Source organism: Paenibacillus sp. FSL R7-277 (assembly GCF_000517965.1).
Lineage (GTDB): Bacteria > Bacillota > Bacilli > Paenibacillales > Paenibacillaceae > Paenibacillus_AQ > Paenibacillus_AQ silagei.
Map to the genome: position 1 here is coordinate 61,835 of NZ_ASPX01000001.1, position 24,974 is coordinate 86,808.

The window sequence follows — 24,974 nt, forward strand, 5'->3', positions numbered from 1 at the left end:
GGAAGGAGGACGCAGAATGAAAATATCGCAAATGCTCTATCTCTATAGAAGGCTGTATGTGCAGCAGCTTAAGGCGATTCTGGAGTATAATAAAGACTTTTACATCCTGATGTGTTCGGCAGCCTTGACGCAGGTACTCGGGTTCGTCTTCCTGTGGGTGATCTATGACCGGATTCCGGATATTCAGGGCTGGCAGTTCTGGGAGGTTACCTTCATGTACGCTATGATCTTCCTGACGGAGGGGGCGGGTTCGCTGTTCTTCGAGGGCAGCTGGCGGCTGGGCAGGCTGGTCAACACAGGGGAGCTGGACCGTTATCTGCTGCGGCCGGTGCCGGTGGTTCTTCAGGTGTTCTGCACGGGGATTGGGATTAACGGACTCGGCAATCTGCTGATCGGCGGGGTGATCATCTGGCAGTCGCTTGTGCACAGTCCTATCCACTGGACAGCGGGCAAGGCCGCTATTCTTATCCTGTTATTCATCACAGCGGTCATTATCCGGGTATCCATTAACCTCATGGGCAACTCGGCGGCCTTCTGGATTCGCAATGCCGGGAATGCATTCCCGCTGATGGTGCATAATCTGTCCGATCTGGCCAAATATCCGATTACCCTGTTTCCGCAGGCGATCCGCATCTTCATTTCTACGGTGCTGCCCTATGCGTTCATCAGCTTCTACCCGGCAACCTATATTTTCGGCAAAAGTGGCTGGTCCGGCTGGTGGCTCCTCGCCCCTGTCGCGGCTATCGGAAGCGCGGCAGCGGCTTACGGAGTCTTCCGGTACGGGCTGTCCCGGTATGAGAGTACGGGGAACTGAATGTTAGTGTAAATCACCTCTAACGTGCGATAAACTGCCGCTTTTCCAGATCCAAGTCGTATACCCGTGGCTTCAGCTCCGGGTCACCGCCAGCACCCTCAGGCGAGTGCACCACTAGCTGTTCGTTCTGGTTGGCCGGGAACGGCGGCAGCTCTGAATAGACCAGTGTATCGTGTACGATCTCCCCCTGCTTGAAGGATAACGGAAATACTTCTCCGCTTCCCTTCTCCATAGCAAAGGCGTAAGCAACTAATCCATGTCCGGATTTATATTGGGGAGCAAGTAAATATACTTCTGCATCCTTGAAGCTGACCTTATCGAACTCGAGGACCTGGTCTGATGGGCGTACAAACAAGAAGGCAGGCAGCTTAAGCAAGACCTGATCCTGATCCCCCGACCGGTACACGATGGAGTAATCCGCCTGATATGTCTGCTCCCCTTCGAGACCGTCATTGCTGGATGCCTCCAGATGTCCCCGCTCTTCGGAGCTGCTTGCGATCATCAGCAGTTCACCTTGCCCGGCTGCGCTTCTCGCGCGGATAGTTCCTCTGGCATTAATAGAATCGACAACCACAGAGCCGGCGATACCCTCCAAGGGGAACTGGCTGGTGAGGCCAGCTGTAGTTATCGGAGTCGCTGAGGATGCAGTTTCTGCGTCTGCTGGTGAAGCACTTGGTGCAGATGAAACAGTCTGTGCAGGGGCAGTAGGAGTTGCCGATGGAGACGCAGAAGCAGATGCTAAGGCAGACGGAGCCGATTCTGCCCCCGGCGTACCGGTGACGGATGTATTTTGGCTGCTGCACCCCAGCAGCAGGCTAAGCGACAGGACCGTGCCTGCTGCCAGTGTTGTAGCTGTAGACCGGATTGGACTCATTCCCCTCTAATCGTTTTTTGAGTACAACCCATTATATAAGATTATCACGGTCCACAAATTTAGAGATTGTCTTATTTTCTTTAAAAAATAGTCACATTCCTGTATACCGGACTACTTCAGATAAAAGACCTCACGCAGCGGCACCATCGGAACCGCATCGTTGAAATCGAAGGAACCCTCGACCATCTTCGAGGTGATCGCATTCCAGCGGTTGCAGGCCTCACTCCCGGCGATGTAGGCGAATGCGGCTTCTGTATTATCACATTCAAAGCAATAGAAGAACTGGTTGCCGTTCTGAAAAATAGAGTAGTTGCGGATGCCCGCCTTGCTGTGCTCCTCCAGAATCTCCGGCCACGGCTCCAGATGCATATGTACGTATTTCTCTAAGTATTCCTCTTTCACCTTCCAGGTCCAAGCCAGCTTATTGCTGCCCATCCTCGTATCCCCCTGTCATATCTTCCTTTGATTCGATCATATCACATAATTATATGATTTGAATATGTCCGATTTAGACATGGAGGGCAGCAAAGATACGCTTCGACCTCAGGTACTGATTCCGGCTTCATTCGGACGAAGAATGGCAGAGCCAATCGCCAGCAGAACGGCAGCCATCAAGCCCAGGATCGCAAACGGCATCCACAGCTCGTTCCAGCCGCCACCGGTCGCGGCAATGTCTACCGCTTGTATCGCCCATTTCTGCGGTGTAAAGTTGGCCAGCTTCTGCATATATTCCGGCATGATGGAGACGGGCCAGAAGCAGCCGCCCAGCATGCAGGTCGGGGTAAGAATCAGCGAATTCAGCATCCCGGCATTGCGCGGATTGCGGATCAGCCCAGCAACGGTGCTGGCAATCCCCATGGAGACCAGCATGAAGGCCGCCAGAACCAGGAAGTAGAGAAAGAGCGGCATCTCATAATCGTAGCGGAGCACCCATTTGCCCAGCACCAGCACAACAAGGATCTGAATCATTCCTACAAGAAAGCTGCCCAGGAAGTTGCCAAGGGCAATTTCATAGGAACGGACTGGAGCGCTGAACATGCGCATCATGGTACGCCCTCTGCGGTCATCCGTGATCTGGGAGACGGAGCTGGTCACCAGTGCCATCAGGAACATAAGTGTCATCCCTGTAACCACGCCCAGCGTCTGCCGCGGATAGAGATCATAATCGGTACGGGTGCTGCCCACGTTGTGCTGCTCCGACTGCTTCAGCACAGCAGCGAGCTGCGCCTGCATATCGCCTGTTCCTCCGCTGGCGGCAGCAACGGTATGTGCTGCTTCGGCAATTTGAGCGGCAGTGGCGGCGATCTTCATCTTCATCATGATTGAGCTTTCGCTTGCCCGAAGCTCATAGATGCTGATCTGCAGCGGGTCCCCCGCCAGCAAGGCGGCAGTGTACCCGGCAGGAATGAACACCCCCACCGTTCCCTCCTGCTTAATTGTCGCTTCCTTCAAAGCGGCCTCATCCCTGCGCGGCTCGAACTTATATTCTCCGGCCTGCTCCAGCTCCGCAATCAAATGTCTGCCGGCTGCTCCCGTATCCGAGTTGGCATATAGAACGGTTGCCGGTCCCTCCGCCATCCCTCCGGTAAGGGAGATAATCGCTGCCACCACTATACCGGGAAGCAGAATGAATACCATAAGTCCCCTGAAGGTGCCAATGCTTCGTCTGATCATATTCCAGGCAATAATTAATATTTTATCCACGGTAGCCCACCTTCCGGTATGAGACAATCACTGCTGCGAACAAGGCCGCGCTGATGAAGCACATCACCCACAGATTTGGCAAAAGCTGCTCCAGACCGGAATGCAGCATCATCCGGATGACTGCCTGCTGCACCCAATGGTTAAGCGTGAATGCACCTGCACTGTTCACCCAGGAATCGGGAAGCGGCGCCATCCCGCCGCTGACGAAGGTCATTACTACAGTCAGGACACTAATGATGTTCGTAGCCGTCGCCGAGGTCCGGCTGAAGAGGCAGATCAGTACGCCCAGCGTCATCGAGGCGGCAATCATCAGCAGACAGAACAGCAGCAGCAGTCCCGGGCGGTTCCCCCAGTAGACGCCGAACAGCCAGTCAGACAGCAGAATAATCGTAAGGCACTGCAGGATGCTGACCAGGCCTACGCCGAGCATTTTGCCGATGAACAGATGACTGTCTTTTACCGGCATGGAATGGATTCTGAACAGCGTATGGTTCTCTTTATCGTTAAAAAGTGAGGCTGTCACAGTAAGTCCGCTATACATCAGGAACATCAGCAGCATGGACGCTGCATAGAACTGGGCCGCCGAATAGGTCTTCCCACCATTGTTCAGATCTCCCAGTACCACCCCCGGCTTCCCGGCAGGTGCCGTAGTCGCTGTAAGAGCCTGTGGTCCAAGGGTTACGGCTGCGGCCTGCTTATAATTCAGCTCCATCAGCAGATTGTCGAAGGCAGTTCCGGCGACCCGGTTATCGTCATGGCTCCTGCCCAGAATGAACTCCAGGCTGGCCTTCTTACCGCTCTGCACCTCCTGGTCGAAGCCCGGGGGAACAATCACCCCATAGGCATATTTGCTGGTGCGCAGCCCGCTCTCCGCGGCTTCACGGCTCTCTGTCTTGACAGGAATAATGAGCCCCTTCACCTCAGGAGTCTCCAGAAAAGCTGTAAGGATCGCAGATGCCTCTGCCCCTCCGCCTCCGTTATTCACAATAGCTACACGTACAGGCTTGATCTCATCTGCCCCCTGTACCCCGACCACCCCGGAGAGCGAAGCGCCCAATAGGAAGATCAGCACCAGCGGCAGCAGGAACATATTGAGCAGCAACGTGCGTGAACGGAGCTGTCTGCGCAGCTCAAATTTCATAATAATCCAGGTATTCACGTTTCTCCCCCTCTCTAATCCCGCAAGGTGCGGCCGGTCAGACTAAGGAACAAGGTCTCCAGATCCGGCTCTTCAATATTCAGGGAGGCAATGACCCCTTCGTGCTTGGAGAAAATAAACAGAATATCCTGGAGCGCACTTTGCGAGGAGGGAAGATACAGCTCTACCGCATCCTGCACCGCTTCTACCCGGTTGATCCTGGGATGCTGCCCCAGCTCGTTCACTAAGGCAGGGGTGATGCCCGCTGCCTTCACAACGATTTTCTCCTCGTGGGCCACCCGTTCGCGCAGCTCGTTCTCCGTACCGCAGGCAATAATATGCCCCTGGTCCATAATGGCCACCCGGTCACAGATCGCAGCGACCTCCTCCATATAATGGCTGGTGTAGATCACCGAGGACCCCATCTTATTCAAAGCCTTCACGGATTCCAGAATATGATTGCGTGACTGCGGATCAATGCCGACCGTGGGTTCATCCATAATAATCAGGCGCGGCCGGTGCATGATGGCACAGGCGATATTCAGCCGTCTTTTCATCCCTCCCGAGAAGGTTGACGGTTTATCCTTCGCCCGGTCGCTTAGGCCGGTGAACTCCAGCGCCTCCCACGTCCGCTCCTTCAGCAGTTGTCCGCGCAGCCCATAGAGTCTGCCGAAAAAGCTTACATTATCGCTTGCCGTCATATTCTCGTATAACGCCAGCTCCTGGGGCACAAGCCCGATGCGCTTCTTCACCTCAAGCGGCCGCTCCCGTACGGACAGCCCGTCGATAATAATATTGCCGCTGTCGGCTTGAAGCAGCCCGCAGATCATGCTGATGGTCGTGCTTTTCCCGGCACCGTTCGGGCCCAGCAGGCCGAAGATTTCACCCTCCTGTATATTGAAATTGACGTGATCCACAATCAGCTTACCGTCATATCTCTTCACAACATCGCTCAGTACTGCTAGTGCCATTGCCGATGCCCCCCTGTTCCTTCATTCTCGTATTCTTATTGTACAGTAGGGCGGACACAGCCGAAGGTACTAAAGGTCATGATCCAGAGGTGACGAAAGTCATCTCCTGAAGGGCAGCACTCTTATGCTAAGATGGTTATACCTGAGAAGAATGTTGACCTATTAGGGATATTTTATCTAAAAGGATGAGCTTACTTGACCAGAGAACTGATTCTGCTGCGCTACAGCCTGCTTATAATCCCGGCGATCCTCTCAATTCAAGTCTATGAATTCGCCGACTATGACTGGTTCACTCTGCATTTCATGCTGCTGATGCTGCTGGTCACACTGGGTGCAAGGCAATCCGGGCCCCTCTCCACACTGACCGGAGGCATGGAGCTGATCCTCACCGCCTGGCTTTGTTACGAATACGGGCCTCTGATGGTTTTTCCGGCCTTGTCTGCGGTGATCTCCTATACCCGGCGGCAGCCCAAGAATACGGCCCTCACCTTCTTCTGTATTCATCTGGCCCTGCTGAATGCCGCCCTGCTTCATGGTGCTCCGGCAGTGCTTGTGTTCACGAACCTTACCTTCCTGCTCTGTGCCGGCTTGAATCTGCTGCTGCTCCGCACAGGGCGCGGGCGTGCCGATACCTTATTCCTCTATGATGAGCTGCGCAAAAAGCATTTCGAGCTGGAAGAGGCCCGCGCAAGGCTCCTCCAGTTCACCTCGCAAATAGAGGTGGCTGCGCAGGCAGAAGAACGTGTGCGAATTGCCCGTCAGCTGCATGATGACATCGGCCACCGGCTGATCCGGGTCAAGATGATGACCGAAGCGGCCATCCATACCCTCCCTGCCGCACCGGAAACGGGACTGCAGATGATGAACCAGATCCGGGATCAGCTCTCGGGCAGTATGGACGATATGCGTGCGGCGCTGAAGCGGATTAACCCTGCTCCGCAGCTTGAAGGAGCCTATGCGCTGGACCGGCTGCTGGAAGAAGTGGGCCGCGATACAGGCATTGCCACCTCCTATACGGTGCAAGGGATTCCTTATCCGCTCTATCCGAGCCTTCAGGTTGTGCTGTACACCAATGCCCGGGAGGCCATCACCAATGCGCTGCGGCACGGGCAGGCCAGCTCCGTATGGGTGGAGGTCACCTACACAGAGCATGAGGTGCGGATGGAGACCGGCAATAACGGGAAGCTGCCCGAGGAGGAGGCTCTGTACAAGCTGCACCATACTGGCGGAATGGGCCTGAAGGGCATGCACGAACGCAGCGCCCTGATTGGCGGAACGCTGGAGCTGCGGCTGCAGCCGCAGTTCACCGTCATCACCCGGCTGCCCGTGTATCGGCAGCCGGAGGGATTGCCGCGCTGAATAGGGGAGTGGGCGTGAGAGTGGGGCAAGGATGAGAGTGAGGCTGTGGGAAGCTGGCTATAGCCATAGCGTACATATAACTGACGGGGAACTGATGGGAAGGCGGATCGAGATACAGGTGTTATATGCTAACAACTTGTGGATCTGGGGGGAACTGCTCCCTCTCTGGCAGAAGCAAGTGGAAAAACGTATCTTAATTTCACAGTTTCTGATGTTTCCAGGGTATTAGTTGGAAAAACAGCATCTACTGTCTATGATTTTACTGCTGCGGGGCAGATTGGGAACAATTAAGTGTTGTTTATCCAACTGTTGTCCCCAGAGAGGCCACTCGTTGATCAGCAAGTGCTCAAAATCCAACTAAGAGATGGAGCCAACCGGGAGATCATACACCACACACTCATCAACTTAGCCGGGGACGGGCAGCGGGAGTATATTCACAGATAAGAGGTGCTGATTCATGATTAGAGTATTGATTGTTGACGATGATTCTTTTATCCGCGAGAGCCTGAAGGTATTGATCGGGCTGGATGCCGGTATCGAGGTGGCCGGAACCGCAGGGAATGGCCGGGAGGCCTTCTCCTTGCTGGGGGAGCTGCCCGGCGGAGCGGATGTTGTACTCATGGATATCCGGATGCAGGGATGTGACGGGGTGGAAGGCACACGGCTGATCAAAGAAGCCTATCCGGCCGTAGCCGTCCTGATGCTGACCACCTTCGATGATGACGAGTATATTATTGAGGCTCTGCGCGCCGGGGCGAGCGGATATCTGCTCAAGAACATCCCGCCGGACCGGATCATTCAAGGCATCAAGACCGTACATGAGGGCAATATGCTCATTCATCCCGAGATTGCCCGCAAGCTGGCGGGCTTCCTCCAGCCATCCGCGCGTCAGGAAGCTCCCGAGGCTCAGCCGCTTGCTTCCTATGGCCTGACCAAGTCCGAGCAGGCAGTCATCACCTCCATTGCAGAGGGACTCACCAACAAAGAAATCGCCGCCAAGCTGTTCCTGAGCGAAGGCACCGTCAAAAACTATATTACCGACATCCTCAGCAAGCTCGGCGTACGCGACCGGACACAGATTGCGATTCTGTATCTGAAGAGTACGCAGGGGAACCATTGAGCCACAGAAATGCTATCTCTCGCCAATTCTAAAAGTTCCCTCTCACGGATCGCTTGTATGAATCGCATTGTTGCACATTTTGCAGGATTCTTCTAAAAATGTTACGGACTACGGGTACATTGTTGCATCATTTGCAGGAATTCTGGTGCTTAGTGCGACTTAGCGTTGGATTTGTTGCATTTCATGCAAGATTTCAGCCTCGGCCGCTTCTATTGGTCATTATTCCTGCACTTCTTGCAGGATTTCTCTACAATGTTGCGGGTTGCGGAGCATAGGCCCCCCTCTTCGCAGCAGCACCGATTGCGTTCGGTTTTTCGCATATATGAGGTCCACAAGCCCCCATGGTTGCGCATTGTATTCGGTTTGTCGCATACATTCCAGGTGCCTCACATCACTTCCTTATCAAATATAAAAGGCCCATTCCCCTGAACTTAGTTCAGAAAGAACGGGCCTCTTTAACCTTCCGCGCCAGCAGCCGCTGGGGGAACCAATTACGTTGATAATCATCCGTCAGACGCCGGCAGATTCCTGCTTGGCCTCTGCCGGCGGCGTCTGTTTGACCTCCGCAGGCGGCGTCTTCTTCGCCCGGCCCAGCCGGTCGCCCTGCACTCCCCGCTGCCGGATGCCTGTCCGCATCCCGATGATGCTGAAGATACTGGACGGCTTGGTCTCTGCGGTGATGCCCCCGTCCGGGTCCGGCACCAGAATGATGCCGAGCTGATGATGGTCCCCGGCATAGATCGCGCGCTGCAGATACTTGCTCTCGCCTTCGCGGTTCTGCACCTCCAGCTTGCAGAACGCGGGGTTCATGCGCAGCGCTTCATGCAGCTGCGCCGCGCTGGTCAACAGGACCCCGTTGACCTTCAGCAAGATCTCGCCGGGCAGGATGCCCAGCTCCTGCGCGGGGCTGCCCTGCAGCACGGCCAGCACCTTGCGGCCGGCCGGGGGATGCACGAAGATGGGGCTAAGGCTGCGCTCCTCCAGAGCGCTGTACCAGCTTAACCCTTCGTGCATCAGAATGGCCGCGAGCGCCGCGACAACCGTCAGCGGGCTCCATAGGTCCGCAAGCAGGCTGAGGCCGAGCAGGACGGCGCTGTAAATCAGCAGCCGTCCGAACGTCCGGGCCGCCTTGCGTCCGGGCAGCATGCCCTGGGTCATCTCGCTGAAGCCGATGATGACCGGCAGCGAGACCAGGCCGAGGCCCCCGCCCAGCAGCGGATGCCACGGCAGTTCACCGATTCCCGTGCCTGCGGGAATCAGCACGAACAGCGGCAGCGGCCAGAAGGCCTGCAGCTGGTAGCCGCCCACCACCTTGCCGCGCTTGCCGGCAAGGAACAACGGCGTCGCCAGTCGGGGCCCCTGCCAGCGCGCCAGCAGCGCCTCGGCCACATGGAGCAGCGCGGCAAGCGCCAGCAGCGCCGGGATGTCCATCTCCCGCACGGCACCGGCAACCGTTCCGGCGGCTCCGCTCTGCAGCGTCCCAGGGAAGAACGACAGCACAAACTGCACGATTCCAAGCGCGCCTATGGCATACGCAAAGCATAAGTAACGCACCCGAAACAGCATTAAGATAAGGCTGACTACCCAGATACAGGCAACAGCCATATAAGTCACTGATACTCCCAGTGCAACAGCGGCAAGGGAGACCGCCAGTCCCATGAGTCCGCCAGTCCACACGGTCCGCCAGGTTTCCGGTCCCCAGCTATGCAGCTTCACATGAATAAGCTTCCGCTCCAGAGCCACCTGTCTGCGGTAATATAGGGCAATAAATAGAATAGCGATATAGTAATAGGGCTGAATCAGCAGATGAAGGACTGCTGTGCCCCAGCTGGTCAGCAGCTCCGGGAGTACATTCAACGGTTCGCACACTCCTTTTCATAGCCTATAGCAAATAGGGATTAACTGCGCGCCAGCACAATATATGCTGTTTTTCACATATATTCGGGCCACAATTAAAAACAGAATTAAATGATAATATCCCATTCAAAGAAAAAAAGAAGGCTGAAATCAGCCCTCTTACTTGTTCGACGCCGCAGCCTTGATTTCCTTCTGAATTTCTTCGATCCCCTTATTCCGCTGATTGTCATTCACCGGATCCTGGATGACCTTAATCAGCGCCAGCTCCAGCGCTTCCGCGGTCTTGGCATCAATCGAGCCTGTCGATTTCAGCTTGGCTGCGCTCTGGAATTTCTTGACCGCTTCTTTGGTCCCGGCATCGAAATAACCGTCCTTGCGGCCCGGCTTGTAGCCTAGCCCATCAAGCATAGTCTGCGCACTTTTGACATCTGCATTGTTCATATTATATTGCAGCGTAACGCTCTTATTAATCGGCGCCACCGAGAAGTAATCCGGCTGGGCTACGGCGATATCCGGCTTAATGCCCTTGCCGTGAATCCAGGTGCCGTCTGGCGTCAGCCACTTGGCAATCGTAATCTTCAGCAGGCTTCCGTCCCCGAGCTGCTCCTCGAAGCTGGTCTGCACGGTGCCTTTGCCGAACGAATTCTCCCCGATCAGCTTGGCTCCGGCAGATTGCTGCAGGGCTCCGGCCATGATCTCCGAAGCGCTCGCGCTGCCTTTGTTCATCAGCACGACTACCGGATACTTCTTGCTTGATCCCTTCGAGGTGCTGATCTCGCGCCGCTTGTTCTTATCCTCCACCTGTACGATGGCTTTGCCGGAAGGAACGAACTGCTCAACCATCTCAATGACGACCGGCAGCACACCGCCCGGGTCATTGCGGACATCAATAACGAGGCCCTTCATGCCTTGCTTCTCCAGCTTCGTCAGCTCTTCCTTGAACCGCTCCGAGGTGTTCTGTGAGAACTGCGTAACCTCGATCACACCGACATGCTCCTTCTCCATCTTCGCATAGACCGTCTCCAGTCTGACATCATCACGGGTGATGACGAATTGCAGCGGCTCTGCTGTTCCGGTCCGCTGGACCTTCAGGGTCGCCTTGCTGCCCTTGGGACCGCGGATTTTGGCTACAGCCGCATTCAGCTCCAGCCCTTCCAGCGATTCACCATTAACGGAGAGGATCACATCCTTGGCTTGAATACCGGCCTTCTCTGCCGGTGAGCCCTTGATAGGGGAGACTACAACGACCTTACCGTTGTCGGAGGAGACTTCAGCGCCAATCCCCGAGAAAGAGCCTTCAATGCTCTCCTCGAACCGCTGTGCCGTCTCCTTGCCCATGTAGTTCGAATACGGGTCGCCCAGTGCTTCCATCATTCCGTTGACCGCACCGTCAATCAGCTTCTCCCGGTCGACCTTCTCATAATAATTGCTCTCGATCAGGCTAAGAGCGGTACCCAGCTTCTTCGATTCCTTCTCCTGTAGTCCGGCAGTCTGCAGGACCGTTGCCAGCCCTTCACCTGCGGCTTGTCCGAATACCTGTACATAACCGGTCACGCCAAGGGTCAGCAGACTGCCGCACAGCAGTGCCGCGACAATCATAAAGGCCGCAGTGCTTTTCTTTAACATGATGTTCCCACCGTCCCTTCTTGTCCATCTTAACACCAGCATGGGCCCGTTCCATGAGAAACGGCATCTCTTCCAGTATATGCCGCAGCATGAAAATATATTTATCAGTTCAGCCAAACTTATAATTCATCCGCTTAGTCCACTTACAGATAAGGCATAGGATTCACCGGTTTACCGTTGATCCGCACTTCAAAATGCAGATGCGGGCCGGTGGAACGTCCGGTTGAGCCGGATTCGGCAATCGTCTGTCCGCGCTCAACACGCTCTCCCTGCTTCACACGGATACCGCCTTCGCGGATATGGCCGTACAGCGTCCATACCCCGCCGCCATGATCAATAATGACACAGTATCCGTAACCGCTATACCACTCCGCTATCACAACCGTACCGGAATCCGCCGCATGGATACTCGTACCCTGCGGCACGGCAAAGTCTATACCGGTATGCAGCTTGCCGACTTCATGCGTCACCGGATGGGTCCGGTAGCCAAAAGGAGAAGAGATCCGCGCGTAGCCCACCGGCCGCAGGTAAGGACCGTCTCCGCCCGAATAATCTTCTGCGCTCGCAACGGAGGAGCTGTCGCCGCCGGAAGACTTGGAGGCCTTCGCCTTCTCCGCCGCCTTGGCTGCGGCTAATGCCGCCCGGCGCTGCGCCTCAGCCTTCGCGGCTGCCGCTCTGCGCGCTGCTTCCTCCGCCTTAAGCTTGTCCTTCTGCGCTTCAAGCGCAGAGCGGCTGCTGGCCAGCTCTACCAGCTTGGCATCCTGTTCAGCAGAGATGACCTCCGAATTCTGAATCTCCTCATCATAATAAGCGATGAGCTCCTGCTTCTCCGCTTCCTTCTCCTTCAGCATACTGCGCTGGGCTTCAAGATCGGTATAGAGCTGCTTCGCTGTTGCATATTGCCCTTCCAGCTCCTGCTTCTTGGCAATTACCGTCTGCTTGTCCAGCTTATGCTGCACCAGCAGATCCTGATCCTGATCCACGATCATCTTCAGGGAATCGGCCCGGTCCAGGAAGTCAGAGAAGCTAGTCGAGGACAGCAGTACATCCAGATAGGAGACTGCGCCATCCGTGTACATAAGACGGACACGGGATTCTAGCAGCTTTTCGCGGGAGGCCACACGCGCCTCAGCATCATCCAGCTCCGTTGCTGTCACGGTAAGCGACTTCTCCGTGCTGGCAATTTTGCCGGATATCGTGGTCATCTCACCCTTCACCTGGGCAATCTGCCCCAGCACATAGTCGAGATTCAGCGTGGTCTTATTCTTATAGTGCTTAGCCTCCTGATTACGGGAGTCCGCCTTCTCCTGCGCCGCCTTGGCCGCCTGGACCTCCTGCTGCAGCTGCTTCAGCTGCTTATCGATTTCGGCAACGCTTGTTTTCTTCGCATACCCGTCAGAGGGCCCGAACATTGTGACAGCCAGCAATATTACGGCCATTCCGGCAGCAATTCTTTTCAACTTGCACTCTCCGTCCTTTGTTCAATAATGTGAATAATACAGGCTATACCTTCAAGAACTTGCGGATCGACACCGTGCTGCCCCATACGCCAATCAGCACCCCGAGGCCCACCAGCAGCCCGCATAGCAGCAACCAGATATCCTCGAATGGAATCAGCTGCAGCCCCAGCATCGGATCTCCCTTCACTGAAGCCACCAGACTGCTGTAACCGGCGTAGAGCGCACCCGAGGTTACCACTGAACCGATCAATCCGATCAGAGCGCCTTCGATGAAGAAGGGCCAGCGGATGAAATAATTCGTTGCTCCCACGAGCTTCATAATGCCGATTTCCTTGCGGCGGGCGAGGATCGTTACCCGGATAGTATTCGAGATCAGGAACATCGACATCAGCGCCAGTCCCGCTACAAAAATAAATCCGATATTCCGCACCGCCTTGGTCACCTTGAATAAAGTCTCCACAGAGCCTTTACCGTAGTTCACCTTATAGATCGGCTGCTCTTCATGCGTCTTGTTCAATGCTTCTATCTTCTCCGCTACAAACGGAACCGTGGTCGGCTCAATCACTTCAACGAGCAGCTTGTCCGGCAGCGGATTATTGTCTTCATCGAAGCCTTCCAGGAGCTCGGCGGCATCCGGCCCCATATCTTCACGGAATTCCTTCAAGCCCTGTTCTTTGGAGACGAACTCCACCTTGCTGACTTCCGGCATGTTGCCGATTTCGTTTTCCAGCTTCTCCCGCATCTTCTGGTCCGTATTCAGCGTCAGATGCACATTGATCTGCACCTGGCTGTCTGCTTTGTCCGCAATTTGATTGACGTTGAGCACCAGCAGGATGAACACTCCGAGTACGAAGAGAGAGACAACGATGGAAGTGATGGACGCCACCGACATCCAGCCGTTGCGGAATACGTTTTTGAAGCCTTCCCGCAAATGCCGCAAGAAGGTTTTAAAACTCATAACCGTATTCCCCTCTCAATTGGTCTCTGACGATCGTTCCATTCTCAATCGCTAGCACCCGTTTGCGCATTTTGTTCACAATATCCCGGTTGTGGGTCGCCATAACGATCGTGGTACCGCGAAAATTAATCTCATCCAGCAGCTGCATAATGCCCCACGAGGTCTCCGGGTCCAAATTGCCGGTAGGCTCGTCCGCAATAATAACGGAAGGATTGTTGACGATGGCTCTGGCAATCGCGATACGCTGCTGCTCCCCCCCTGAGAGCTGTGAGGGCTCACGCCCCGCCTTGCTGCGTAGTCCCACCAGATCGAGCACTTCATTCACACGCTTCTTGATAATCTTCTTCGGCGCCTCAATAACATCCATCGCAAAAGCCACATTCTCATAAGCCGTCATCTTCGGCAGCAGCCGGAAATCCTGAAAGACCACACCGATATTGCGGCGCACATAAGGGATCTTACGGGGCTTCAGCTTGCCGATATTGAACCCGCCTACAGAGATCTGTCCTTTGGTCGGCGTTTCTTCTCTATAAATTAATTTCATGAACGTTGATTTCCCTGCGCCGGACGGTCCGACAATGTAGACGAACTCATTGCGGTCGATTTTGACCGATATTCCCTGCAATGCATGGGTCCCGTTAGCATAGGTCTTCCATACATCCTGCATCTCAATCATTTTCTCACTTCCCGATTCTGACATCTTCCGCCGGGCCACCGGGCCGGGGGAGCTTCCATAAACTGCATGATTATCGCAGGCGTATCTATTGTAACAAATCCATAACCCCTTGAGTACCCGAAAGTTTTACCGAATCCTTACATATACATAAAAACATCAGGTTTCGCCCCCATAGAAGGAGAGATTATTTATGAAAAAAATACACGCCGCTCTCATCGCGGGTTTCGGTCTGATGCTGGCCGGTTCACTGGCTGCCGGAGGACTTCATCTATACGGGACCCAACCTACCCTACCTGCAAACACCGTTATCGCTGGCTGGGAGGTTGGCGGAATGAACATCGCTGACGTAGCGGCCGGAATGGATGCAAGACTTCAGGCGCTGGAAGCCACTCCACTCATGCTGAAGGCAAAAAATAATGCCGGACTCAAGGTTACCCTTAAGCAGGCAGGTGTGACCTATGAAGCCGGGGACTTCCTCCATGCGCTGAAGACGCTGTCGGACGGCACGCTGATGGAGCGGGTACAAGCCCGGCGCAGCTGGTCCGGCAGCTGGAATATGGAGATTCAGCTGCAGACTGCGCAGCTCAGAAGTCTTTTGAATCCCGAATGGGAACAAGCCTCCTTCGGCGTTCCGGTCAATGCGGTCCGGCGGATCACCGGAGATGACCGGGTCGTATATACGCCGGGCACCTCCTCCTACGAGGTGGACTGGCAGGCGCTGGAGCTTGCGATGCAGGCGGCGGTGCCCACCCGGTTGGCCGCTGACGGCACACTTCAGGATCAGCAGATTCAGCTGGAGGTTCCCCTTGCCGTCAAGCAGCCGAAGATCACGCTACAGGCGCTCAAGGATCAGGGCATCGATCGCAAAATCGTCCAGTTCAGCACCTCCCTCGGGGCCAGCGGCCCCGGGCGCAGCTTCAATGTGGAGGCGGCCGCCAAAGCTGTAAACGGCACGGTGCTGCCGCCGAATGCGGTTTTTGATTACGGAAAAGCAATCCAGAAGGCCCAGACCGAATACGGCTTCCGCGAAGCCCCGGTCATCGTGAACGGCAAGCTCCAGCCCGGCACGGGCGGGGGGATCTGCCAGGTCTCCAGCACCCTGTATAATGCCGCGCTCCGCTCCGGGCTGGAGATCGTAGAACGGCGCAACCACTCGCTTCCGGTCAGCTATCTGCCCAAGGGGCAGGACGCCACTTTTGCCGAGGGGTATATTAATTTCCGCTTCCGCAACAACACCGGCAAATACTTGATCATCAAATCCGAAGTCCAGGGGCGCACGTTGACCATCAAGCTGTTCGGCACGTTCCCGAAGAACGTCACCTATTCCGTTGAATCCAGAACCGTCGAGGTGCTGCCCCCCACGGATAAATATGTGAGCGATGCCTCGCTCCCCAAGGGCGGAACCCGGGTACTGCTTGCCGGCAAAACCGGCTATGTAGTTGAAACTTACATTACCCGCCACGTAGATGGTAAAGCCGTAGAAAGAAATCTGCTCTCCCGCGATACCTATTACGCCCAGAAACGTGTCATTGCCATCAACCGCGGCGGGATGAGCAAATCCGATCAGCCCGAATCCCCGCGCAGACAGCTCGTCGAGGACGGCGTGAAGGTGCGGTAACTTCCACTTTCCTCAAAATGTATAGCAAGCAGAAACGGCTGTGCCCTCCTTGTGACAAGGTCGGCACAGCCGTTATTTTATGAAGCTCTGGATGGAGCCTGAAGCCTCTGCTGCTTAGAAAAGGGTATCCGGTGACATATCAATTCTCCAGTAACCGTTAACCTTCTTCAGCTTCACTGTTACTACCTCGGAAGACCCGTTCGCTCCTTCAGCAGGTACAGTCAGCTCGAACACTGCCGCCTGTGCAGTCTTGGAGACCATCCGGGCAGTGGCTCTGGTAAAGTCCAGCGAGTTACCCAGATCGGAATTGACCTGCGCCATTCGGCCCTCTTGCTCCAGGAACTGTGTCTGTGCGTAGAAGGCGGCCGCATTATGCGTGAACCCCTTCTTGATATAGCTCATCAGCTGCTGCTTCGAGCCCAGATCACTGGACAGATAGCGGTACTCCTGTGCTTTATAAGTGAACAGCTCCGGGCTGAATACATTGCCTCCCCGGCTGGCATACGTATATAGCTTTTTGGCATGAACCACCAGCGGAACAACACTCCGTTCAGTGAGATTGTTAATGGTCGCCGGCCCTTCCTTGCCCGGTGCAGACGCCGCAACCGTTCTTACGCCCTCAATGCTTGCCACCGGTGAAGCTGCAAGCGCTCCGCCCCCTGCAGAGACAAGACCCAGTGATAATGCCAGTGACCCGATCATCCATTTTTTGTTCTTCATCTTGAACGCCTCCTCGTATTCCTGTGTGGTAGCCTGAAGCGTACTTCAGACTAAGCTGCTGCGATAAGTACTGTATAACATTACAATAGCCCGTAAGCTGTAATACCCAAACCACCCGGGGGTATAAACGGGTAATGGGGGAAAAGCGTAAAAAAACTCTGCCCTCCGTGTAAACGGGGGGGGGCAGAGTTGGGGGAGCGGGATGGGCATAGGGTACAGCTTAATTACCAGACTTAGGTGCTGTAGCTTCGAAGTACGCGGTAAAAGACACATTTGCCGTCAGGATACTGCCCGGTTTACCCGGGACCGGGAATTCATAAGGCTTCTGGAAGGAGAAAGAATCTACTGCAAGGATTCGCGGCAGGTCATGAAGCTGCTTCAACCAATCCTTAATCTCTGCATAACTCCCTTGTACAATAGCAGCCATTTTGATCTCTCTCAAGCTGCCCGCTTCCTCGGGGCTGATCCCGGTCCAGGGGCTAATTTCATTAGATTCTGCCAGCGAGAATCCGATATCCTTCAGTCTGGCATGTGAGCTGGTGCCAATCCGTTGTAAGGCCAGGATTAGCGCTTCGCTGTCATCTCCTTGAGGAATTCCTGCCAGTAGAGTATCCTCACTTGAATCTGTTCCCTGCTCGTCACTCTTAAGCTCGTTAATCTTATTTGTAAGAATTCCCTTCTCCTGCTCCAGCAATGAGAACTCATTATCTTGCATAGCTATATCGTTATTCACCGGGCGTATGGCGAACATATAGAAGCCAAACAGAATCAGGAACAGGACTAGCAATGCCAGCACAATGGCTGAACGGTATTTATTAATTTGTTCCACTGCTGTCCTCCCCTCCTTCTGACGGACTCTGGGCCTGAGCACTTTGCTCCACTACAGGTGCCATGTTCACCCTGAAGACTGCGGTATATTTAGCAACAGAGTTACCGGAATTCTCAGTGCCTTCTGTCAGCTTCTGAATGGAAGCCCCCTTGGAGAAAGACATCTGACGTAATGCAGTTAAGTATACTGTACTATGCTCCATTGCCGTGAAATTCACTGACAGGATAATCTCGCTATGGTACGAATATTTAATATCTCTGATGACTCCGCCATAAGGAAGACTTGCCTCTAATTCATCCAGAACAGCAGCAGCATCTGCACGGCTGGCAGACATGGCTTCAATGATAACCGCACGGTCAAGCCCACCGCCTGATGAGTTACGGCCGTTAAGTCCGGCTAACTCCGTCTGGAGCATGGCATTCTGATCCTGATAAGCTAATATCTTTTCTCCCCGCTCTGCATATTGTCCTTGAACAGAGGCATACAATACGCCCGAACCGACTACACCCAGAATCCATATTGCGGCTAAAGAGATAGCGATATAAGGAAATATAATCGTCTCACGGTCTTCGCGGGGTAACAGGTTAATGCTCCGTATCTTACTGTCACGCAGAGCTGCTCCGGCAGCGGCTCTGTAATCATTAAGAGTGCTGTCCAGCTTCGTGCCTTGTGAGAATTGGTCAACGGCAATAGGAGCAATAGCCATCTCTGGAAGCGCAGCTTGAAGTTCCTCCTGTAACTGTACACGCATCTCTGGAGATCCAGTAATTAAGATCTCTGAGATTCGCGTCGAGCCGTCATGCAGACTGTATTGATAGAAGCTGAGCATTCGGGAGATTTCCGCTGTAATTTCAACGACTTGCTCCGTAGTGAGGTGTTCTTGTGCCGCTACTGCAATCTCCGCTTCAGCAAGAAATGGTATGTTCTCTTGTAGATTTACATGCTTCTCTTGCGACAGATCGATCAGATCTATAGTTCTCATGAATACAGGATGACCACTACGGAACATATAAATATCCAGTAAAGATTGCTCCAGGTGAATCAGCATCGTTTCACTGAATTCATGTCCATACCCCGCTACAATACTTCGGGCAAGCGCAGTGGCCGTTACTTCTACCGTCCTCACCCGCAATCCGGCATCCTCCAGAACATCCACATAATCCTGAACTACCTTACGCGGTGCGGCAAAAAGGATTAACTGGCTTTGGTTCTCATCCTGTTCGGTAATTACATAATCATACACCGGATTCTCGAACGGAAGATGTAGTCCAGTTTCAACCTCCAGCTTCACAAGCTGTTCGATCTGCTTCTCGCCCGTACTCGGAATCATCATCTTGCGTACAATCATTTGCGATGGAGGGATCGAAACATCAACAGCGCTGCCACGCATCCCCTTTTGTTTGACCCATTGCTTCAACCGGTCGAGCAGAGCCTCCCTATCCGCTATCTGGTTCTCTACAATCATTCCTGGAAGCAGGGGAATGAACCGCTTTTTATGAATCTGCTTGTTGGCTTTGAAACTTATATAACGGATTCCTGTCTGCTCAATAGAGATCCCCGCTGCTCTGTGCCTTAATCCAATCATGCTATATAGTTCCTCCTAACGAATGAGCGCAAGATACCCGCTGATAAGATGTGAGCCGTATGCGAAGGCAAGCAGCGCCCCTGCTGCCAGCCACGGGCCAAAGGGAATATGCTGTTTACGCTGAATTTTTCCTGTAAATAGCAAAGTGCCTCCAACCACAGTTCCTAACACACAGGCAAGCAGAAAGGCCAGAATCGTATTAGGGAACCCCAGCACCAGACCGAGTAATGCCATCAGCTTCGCATCCCCCATCCCCATGCCGCCGAACAAGACTAACAGCAGCAGAATACCTCCGCCTGCGGCTGCTCCCAGCAGATGAGAGACTAGCGGACCCTCGGGAAAGAACAGCACTGCGGTAGCGAGTATCGGGAGAAAAGACAGTAACACCTTGTCAGGAATTAACATAAACTTAAGATCAGACACCGTTACAATAACAGCCAGACTGACCAATAAGTATCCAATGATCCCCTTGCCCGTCAGACCGAATTGGAGGTAAATCCATAGAAACAGCAAGCCTGTGGTTGCCTCACCAAGCATATATAACGGTGAGATTCTACTCCCGCAGTAACGGCATCTTCCTCTGTTCAACGAATAACTTAGTACAGGTATCAGATCCCATGATCTTAGCCGCGTATTGCAGCTTGGACAGTGTGATGGCGGCCGCAGAAGCGATTCACCTGCAGGTATACGCAAGGCTACTACATTATAAAAAGAGCCCAGAATCAGGCCGATCAGCGTGATGTAACTGGCTACAATAATCGTCATGGTTTAACGGTCCTGTCTGGTAAATTTTAAAAAAGGAATCGGGAATTCCGATTCCTTGATCCAAGTTGGGTTATTATAATTTTGATTCTAAGATTTGTTGAGCAGTATATTTTCTCTCTACTGCATCATCACCTGTACCAGCTGTTATGATAATTGCGAATCCATTAGTAGCATTAGCTAATTTCCCACCAGAATAATTTACTGAGCCAGATGCGACATTAACCTTAGTACTAGGTAATACCAGTGGAGTCTCCAAATATTTCAATCCCTGAAGCCCTGTACCTGCGGTAGAGCCGGTTGGAGCAGTCCCAATAACATTAATGACTTGATTATCTATTTTTCCATCCAACTCAGTAGTGATATACATACGCGAAGCTTCATAGATTTGTCGAGCCGTGGCCAGATCTGCCTTATCTCCTGTATTCTTGATTAGTCCGCTAATCATTGGAATAGCTATAACTGCTATGATCCCCATAATTACAATAACAGCCAGCAACTCTATCAGTGTAAACCCTTTTTCCTCTTTTACCGCCTTACCTAACGTCTTTCTCAATGCCTGTGCGAACATTATAATTCCTCCTCAGATAGTGGTGTAATCCCTTGAACAGACCCGATCCTCTGCTATTTGACCGGCGTCACCCCTCTCAAATCATTCAAGACATTTTAATTAAATGTTGCTATAGATACTGAACATAGGCAGCATAATAGAAGCTACTATAATTCCTACCACACCTGCCAAAAAGGCAATAAGCAGCGGCTCCAGCAGCGATTTCAGCCGGTCCACTGTATTCTCTACATCCATCTCGTAGAAGTCAGCTACCTTAGCTAGCATCTGATCCAGTGCCCCCGTCTCTTCACCAATCGCAATCATCTGTGTAACGAGCGGTGGAAAAACCCAAGCCTTCTTCAGCGGGTCCGATAACGGCTTCCCTTGACGAAGAGAATCACTGGCCTTGCGGATGTATCCGCCAATTACTTTATTCCCAGCAACTTCTTCAACAATCGACAAGGATTGAAGAATAGGCACCGAACTGGCATATAGGGATGAGAAGGTGCGTGTGAATTGCGCAATGGAGCCTTTTTGATTCAGCTTGCCGAATACCGGAATCTTAAGCTTGGCATAATCAAGCGCATAGGCTCCGCGTTCCGTCTGTTTGACTACCTGATAGACGGTAATGAGCAGCACTATTGCCAGCAGCCAAATATACCACTGGCCTTGAATACTTGTACTAAGTGCCAATACCATCTTGGTAATCGCAGGCAGCTCGGCATTCATTGATTCAAACATGCTGACGAATTGAGGTACGATCGCCCAGAGGAGGTACACCACTGCCGCAATAGCCATAATTCCAACGGTAATGGGATAAGTAAGTGCTGATTTGATCTTCTCGGTGGTTGTGTGCTGTTTCTCGAAATAGACCGCCAACCGTTCAAGCGTCCCTTCCAGATCACCGGTCTCCTCACCTGCACGAATCATGCTGACAAAGAGCGGCGGAAAGATCTTCTTGTGGTCCTGAATCGCCTGTGAGAATGCAGTTCCTCTCAACAGACCGGAATTCACATCTGTCAAAGCTTTACGCAGAGGCTTACTCTCTGTCTGTTCAGCCAATATTCGTGTAGCATCCACAATAGAAACACCTGCACGCATTAGTGTCGCGAACTGGCGGCAATAGATAATGAAATGAATGGTCTTGACCGGATTTCCTATGTATATTTCCATAGACAGAATAGTGGTTTTGCATTCTACGAGCGAGAATACAGTCAGACCGCGCTTTCGAAGCTCCTCCATCGCTATGGACTTGTCCGTTGCGGTGAGCTTCCCCTTCAGCTGCTTGCCCGCATGCGTTTTCACCTGATATTCAAACTGCGGCATCAGTTGCCCACCTCCGTTAGATAGGCTTTAGCAGCTTCTGGATGAATAAGTCCATACTGCAATTGTTCACGAATATTCATCTCAAGCGTATGCATCCCGAGTGACCGCCCAGTTTGCATTACATTTTTGAGCTGGTGGGTCTTGTCAGTACGAATCAGGTTCGCTACAGCTGGCGTATTAATCAACAGCTCCGTTGCGCTCAGCCTGCCCCGGCCACCCGCCCTCGGGAAAAGGCGCTGTGAGAGAACCGCCAGCAGCACTGAAGCTAATTGGGAACGAATCTGACCTTGCTGGTGTCCTGGAAAAGTATCGATAATCCGGTCAACCGTCTGCGGGGCATCCGTAGTATGCAGCGTAGCCATCACCAGATGGCCGGTCTCCGCAGCCGTAACTGCTGCCGACATCGTCTCCAGATCACGCATCTCGCCTACCAGAATCACATCCGGGTCCTGCCGCAGCGCAGCCCGTAATCCACTGGCGAAGCTGCCGGTATCACTTCCCACCTCACGCTGATCTATTAGGCATGTTCCATGAGAATGTATAAATTCTATAGGGTCCTCAAGTGTCACGATATGCTTACGCTCTGTTCGATTGATGTAATTCAGCATGGCGGCAAGTGTGGAGGACTTCCCGCTGCCGGTTGGTCCCGTTACTAATATCAGCCCCTGAGGCTTCATAGCAAGACTGGAAAGTACAGACGGCAATGATAATTGTTCAAGCGTCGGGATCTCTACTGGAATTACACGCGCAGCTATGCTGACTTCTCCTCTTTGCTTATACACGTTAACCCGATACCGAACCCCATTGTCCAACGGGTACGAGAAATCCATTTCTCCAACGCTATGGAAAATTTCACTTTTGCCGCTTCCGAGCAAGGTTTCCGCCATACTTACAGATTCTTCAGGCGCGACATTCTCCCCCTCCAGTGAATGCAGCGCTCCGTCTATCCGGATTACTGGCGGAGAACCTACGGATATATGCAAATCTGAGGCTTTGGAGGTATAGGCCATATGCAGAAGTTGAACAATATCATGTTTGAATAATGGCATTCATACTCCCCCTATCTAATGCGATACGGTCTCACGCATGACTTCTTGTAAGGTTGTAATTCCTTTAGATACTTTGACGAATCCGTCCTCTACTAACTGGACCATGCCCTGCTCTCTACCGGCTGCCCGCAGCTCCTCTATGGATGCAGAATCTGTGATAAGCTGCCGCAGATGATCATTAATGGTCAGCACCTCATGAATGGCAATCCGTCCACGGTATCCTGTATTGTTGCAGTTACCGCAGCCTCTCCCACGATAGATGACCTCAGCAGGCAGGCCATAGCGCCTAAGCATTATCGACTCCTGCTCTGTCGGTTTATGCTCCTCTTTGCAATCCGGGCAGATTTTGCGTACCAGCCGCTGAGCGACTACCCCTAGCAGCGAGGATGCAATCAAGTAAGGCTCAACACCCATGTCACGCAATCTAGAAATGGTGCTAATGGCATCATTGGTATGTAATGTAGACAACACAAGATGTCCTGTAAGTGAAGCACGTACAGCAATCTCAGCAGTTTCAGTGTCCCGAATCTCTCCTACCATTACAATATTCGGGTCCTGACGAAGAATCGAGCGTAAGCCTGCGGCAAAGGTTAAGCCAATCGCCGGATTCACATGCACCTGATTCACACCTTCCAGCTGATATTCCACCGGATCTTCAATCGTAATAATATTCGCATTCTCGGTATTCAATTGGCTCAGGGCGGAATATAAGGTGGTAGATTTCCCGCTGCCGGTTGGACCGGTAATCAGGAGAATACCGTAAGGCTTGCTGATCATATCTCTGAAGGCATCTGCGTTAAGGTCACTGAAGCCCAGTGTATCTACAGACTTAACTCCAGTACTTAGGTCCAAGAGACGCAGTACGATCTTCTCACCATGCATGGTGGGCAGTGAAGATACACGTATATCTACCATCTTGTAGTCAAATTGCATTTTAATCCGGCCATCCTGGGGCAAGCGCCGTTCTGCTATATTCAATCGGGCCATGATCTTCAGTCTGGCGGTGATGAAGCCTTGCATTTGCTTGGGAATGATCCGCTCTGTCCGTAAAGTCCCGTCAATCCGGTAACGGATGGAGAGATTATTCTCACCGGGATCCACATGAATATCTGAAGCCCGCAATGACACTGCCTGCTGAATCATCTGGTTGACCAGCCGCACAATCGGTGAATCCTCATCCGTAATCTCTGTTTCTTCTATCTCTTCCTGGGTTGGAAGCTCGACCATCATCTGACTCATAGAGTCCCGCATTCCGTAATGACGGGCAATCGCTCTTGTCAGCTCATCACGGCTGGAGATTGCCGGCTCAATCCTGAATCCTGTACTCATGCGCAAATCTTCAATAGCGAAGTAGTCCAAGGGATCTGCCATTGCCACCATCAGCTTGCTGCCTTCCTTCATGAATGGGAGCACTTGGTAGCGTTTGGCCATACTCTCGGGGATGATCTGCGTGATTGCCGGATCAATCTGATATTTGAACAGGCTTACGTGGGGGATACCTAACTGGAACTCAAGTACCTCTATGAGCTGTTGCTCTGTAATATAGCCTTGGGTTATTAGCAGATCCCCCAGCTTTCGTTTGGTTTTGCGTTGCTCTACCAGCGCTTCTTCAAGCTGTGCTTGAGAGATAATCCCGTTTTCTACGAGTAAATCTCCCAGTCTCTTCTTCATGATAGCCATATCTGTTTCACTCCAGAGCACTATATTTTCCAAGCAGTTATACGCTAATCATTTGGAAATGAGCAGTACATTGAAATCATAGTTTTCATAAAATATTTTAAATTTTATAGTTATTTAGACTCAATTTTATAGGTTTTTATGCATATCTTTTAATTGCCTATCTACTAAATATGTCCTAGAATGTATATAGCATAGAATGGATAATTTTACAATGGAAAGCCACTTAAACAACAATCTTTATTAGGCAAAATAGAAGTTTATATGACAAATTTTGTGATATTAATAATTATTGGGGAGA

General features: G+C 52.7%; 24 protein-coding genes. 6 read left to right on the plus strand and 18 right to left on the minus strand.

Annotated elements, in window-relative coordinates:
• The first annotated feature begins 16 nt into the window (after positions 1–16).
• Positions 17–814 (plus strand): ABC transporter permease, encoded by a 798-nt coding sequence (locus C173_RS00245; RefSeq protein WP_036721157.1) that lies wholly within the window; start codon positions 17–19, stop codon positions 812–814.
• 19 nt (positions 815–833) lie between these two features.
• Here C173_RS00245 and C173_RS00250 read toward each other — a convergent pair whose 3' ends face one another.
• A complete protein-coding gene (locus C173_RS00250; RefSeq protein WP_235191713.1) occupies positions 834–1,409 on the minus strand; it encodes a hypothetical protein in 576 nt (191 codons plus the stop codon).
• A 13-nt stretch (positions 1,410–1,422) separates the two neighbouring features.
• On the opposite strand from C173_RS00250, the gene C173_RS00255 reads away from it, so the two are divergent.
• Positions 1,423–1,698 (plus strand): hypothetical protein, encoded by a 276-nt coding sequence (locus C173_RS00255; protein ID WP_036721162.1) that lies wholly within the window; start codon positions 1,423–1,425, stop codon positions 1,696–1,698.
• A 101-nt stretch (positions 1,699–1,799) separates the two neighbouring features.
• Here C173_RS00255 and C173_RS00260 read toward each other — a convergent pair whose 3' ends face one another.
• The 4 genes from C173_RS00260 to C173_RS00275 form a co-directional block, all read right to left on the minus strand.
• Entirely contained in the window at positions 1,800–2,123 is a 324-nt protein-coding gene (locus C173_RS00260; RefSeq protein WP_036721164.1) for an L-rhamnose mutarotase, read from the minus strand.
• 108 nt (positions 2,124–2,231) lie between these two features.
• Positions 2,232–3,392, minus strand: coding sequence for an ABC transporter permease (locus tag C173_RS00265; RefSeq protein ID WP_200869493.1), 1,161 nt, complete (start codon positions 3,390–3,392; stop codon positions 2,232–2,234).
• Positions 3,385–4,551: an ABC transporter permease gene (locus tag C173_RS00270; RefSeq protein ID WP_036721167.1), complete on the minus strand. Its 1,167-nt coding sequence runs from the start codon at positions 4,549–4,551 to the stop codon at positions 3,385–3,387. Before C173_RS00270 ends, C173_RS00265 begins: the two co-directional genes overlap by 8 nt.
• Before the next feature lie 14 nt (positions 4,552–4,565).
• The gene (locus tag C173_RS00275) at positions 4,566–5,501 is read right to left on the minus strand and encodes an ABC transporter ATP-binding protein (RefSeq protein WP_036721169.1); all 936 of its coding nucleotides are present in this window, start codon (positions 5,499–5,501) and stop codon (positions 4,566–4,568) included.
• 195 nt (positions 5,502–5,696) lie between these two features.
• Between C173_RS00275 and C173_RS00280 the strand changes: the two genes are divergently transcribed.
• The 3 genes from C173_RS00280 (at position 5,697) to C173_RS00290 (ending at position 7,980) form a co-directional block, all read left to right on the plus strand.
• Entirely contained in the window at positions 5,697–6,860 is a 1,164-nt protein-coding gene (locus tag C173_RS00280; protein ID WP_036721171.1) for a sensor histidine kinase, read from the plus strand.
• A gap of 138 nt (positions 6,861–6,998) precedes the next feature.
• Complete coding sequence (locus tag C173_RS34770) at positions 6,999–7,151, plus strand: hypothetical protein (RefSeq protein ID WP_235191714.1); 153 nt, start codon at positions 6,999–7,001, stop codon at positions 7,149–7,151.
• Positions 7,152–7,317: 166 nt separating this feature from the next.
• Positions 7,318–7,980 carry a response regulator transcription factor gene (locus tag C173_RS00290; RefSeq protein WP_036721177.1) on the plus strand — a complete coding sequence of 221 codons (663 nt, stop codon included), beginning with the start codon at positions 7,318–7,320 and terminating at the stop codon, positions 7,978–7,980.
• A 510-nt stretch (positions 7,981–8,490) separates the two neighbouring features.
• Here C173_RS00290 and C173_RS00295 read toward each other — a convergent pair.
• From C173_RS00295 to ftsE, 5 genes are all read right to left on the minus strand, one after another.
• Positions 8,491–9,837 carry a PDZ domain-containing protein gene (locus C173_RS00295; RefSeq protein WP_051477714.1) on the minus strand — a complete coding sequence of 449 codons (1,347 nt, stop codon included), beginning with the start codon at positions 9,835–9,837 and terminating at the stop codon, positions 8,491–8,493.
• A 159-nt stretch (positions 9,838–9,996) separates the two neighbouring features.
• Positions 9,997–11,463, minus strand: coding sequence for a S41 family peptidase (locus tag C173_RS00300; protein WP_036721180.1), 1,467 nt, complete (start codon positions 11,461–11,463; stop codon positions 9,997–9,999).
• Between the two features lie 143 nt (positions 11,464–11,606).
• Complete coding sequence (locus tag C173_RS00305; RefSeq protein WP_036721182.1) at positions 11,607–12,923, minus strand: murein hydrolase activator EnvC family protein; 1,317 nt, start codon at positions 12,921–12,923, stop codon at positions 11,607–11,609.
• Between the two features lie 43 nt (positions 12,924–12,966).
• Positions 12,967–13,881 carry a permease-like cell division protein FtsX gene (gene ftsX, locus C173_RS00310; protein ID WP_036721183.1) on the minus strand — a complete coding sequence of 305 codons (915 nt, stop codon included), beginning with the start codon at positions 13,879–13,881 and terminating at the stop codon, positions 12,967–12,969.
• Positions 13,871–14,557, minus strand: coding sequence for a cell division ATP-binding protein FtsE (gene ftsE, locus C173_RS00315; RefSeq protein WP_036721184.1), 687 nt, complete (start codon positions 14,555–14,557; stop codon positions 13,871–13,873). The genes ftsX and ftsE overlap by 11 nt, the downstream gene beginning before the upstream one ends.
• 190 nt (positions 14,558–14,747) lie before the next feature.
• Between ftsE and C173_RS00320 the strand changes: the two genes are divergently transcribed.
• Positions 14,748–16,175, plus strand: coding sequence for a VanW family protein (locus C173_RS00320; RefSeq protein WP_036721185.1), 1,428 nt, complete (start codon positions 14,748–14,750; stop codon positions 16,173–16,175).
• A gap of 114 nt (positions 16,176–16,289) precedes the next feature.
• On the opposite strand, the gene C173_RS32580 is transcribed toward C173_RS00320, so the two are convergent.
• The 8 genes from C173_RS32580 to C173_RS00360 all read right to left on the minus strand — a co-directional run bounded on the left by C173_RS32580 (position 16,290) and on the right by C173_RS00360 (position 24,676).
• Positions 16,290–16,895: a DL-endopeptidase inhibitor IseA family protein gene (locus tag C173_RS32580; protein WP_051477715.1), complete on the minus strand. Its 606-nt coding sequence runs from the start codon at positions 16,893–16,895 to the stop codon at positions 16,290–16,292.
• Between the two features lie 220 nt (positions 16,896–17,115).
• Positions 17,116–17,724, minus strand: a complete 609-nt coding sequence (locus C173_RS00330) for a hypothetical protein (RefSeq protein WP_036721186.1) — start codon at positions 17,722–17,724, stop codon at positions 17,116–17,118.
• Positions 17,711–19,309 carry a pilus assembly protein PilM gene (gene pilM, locus C173_RS00335; RefSeq protein ID WP_036721189.1) on the minus strand — a complete coding sequence of 533 codons (1,599 nt, stop codon included), beginning with the start codon at positions 19,307–19,309 and terminating at the stop codon, positions 17,711–17,713. Before pilM ends, C173_RS00330 begins: the two co-directional genes overlap by 14 nt.
• A 15-nt stretch (positions 19,310–19,324) precedes the next feature.
• A complete protein-coding gene (locus tag C173_RS00340) occupies positions 19,325–20,074 on the minus strand; it encodes a prepilin peptidase (protein WP_036721191.1) in 750 nt (249 codons plus the stop codon).
• A gap of 73 nt (positions 20,075–20,147) precedes the next feature.
• Positions 20,148–20,642 carry a type II secretion system protein gene (locus tag C173_RS00345; protein WP_051477716.1) on the minus strand — a complete coding sequence of 165 codons (495 nt, stop codon included), beginning with the start codon at positions 20,640–20,642 and terminating at the stop codon, positions 20,148–20,150.
• A 99-nt stretch (positions 20,643–20,741) separates the two neighbouring features.
• Positions 20,742–21,947, minus strand: a complete 1,206-nt coding sequence (locus C173_RS00350; RefSeq protein WP_036721194.1) for a type II secretion system F family protein — start codon at positions 21,945–21,947, stop codon at positions 20,742–20,744.
• On the minus strand, positions 21,947–22,996 hold the full coding sequence (locus C173_RS00355; RefSeq protein ID WP_036721197.1) for a type IV pilus twitching motility protein PilT: 1,050 nt from the start codon (positions 22,994–22,996) through the stop codon (positions 21,947–21,949). The genes C173_RS00350 and C173_RS00355 overlap by 1 nt, the downstream gene beginning before the upstream one ends.
• A gap of 15 nt (positions 22,997–23,011) precedes the next feature.
• Complete coding sequence (locus tag C173_RS00360; RefSeq protein WP_036721199.1) at positions 23,012–24,676, minus strand: GspE/PulE family protein; 1,665 nt, start codon at positions 24,674–24,676, stop codon at positions 23,012–23,014.
• Between the last annotated feature and the right edge of the window lie 298 nt (positions 24,677–24,974).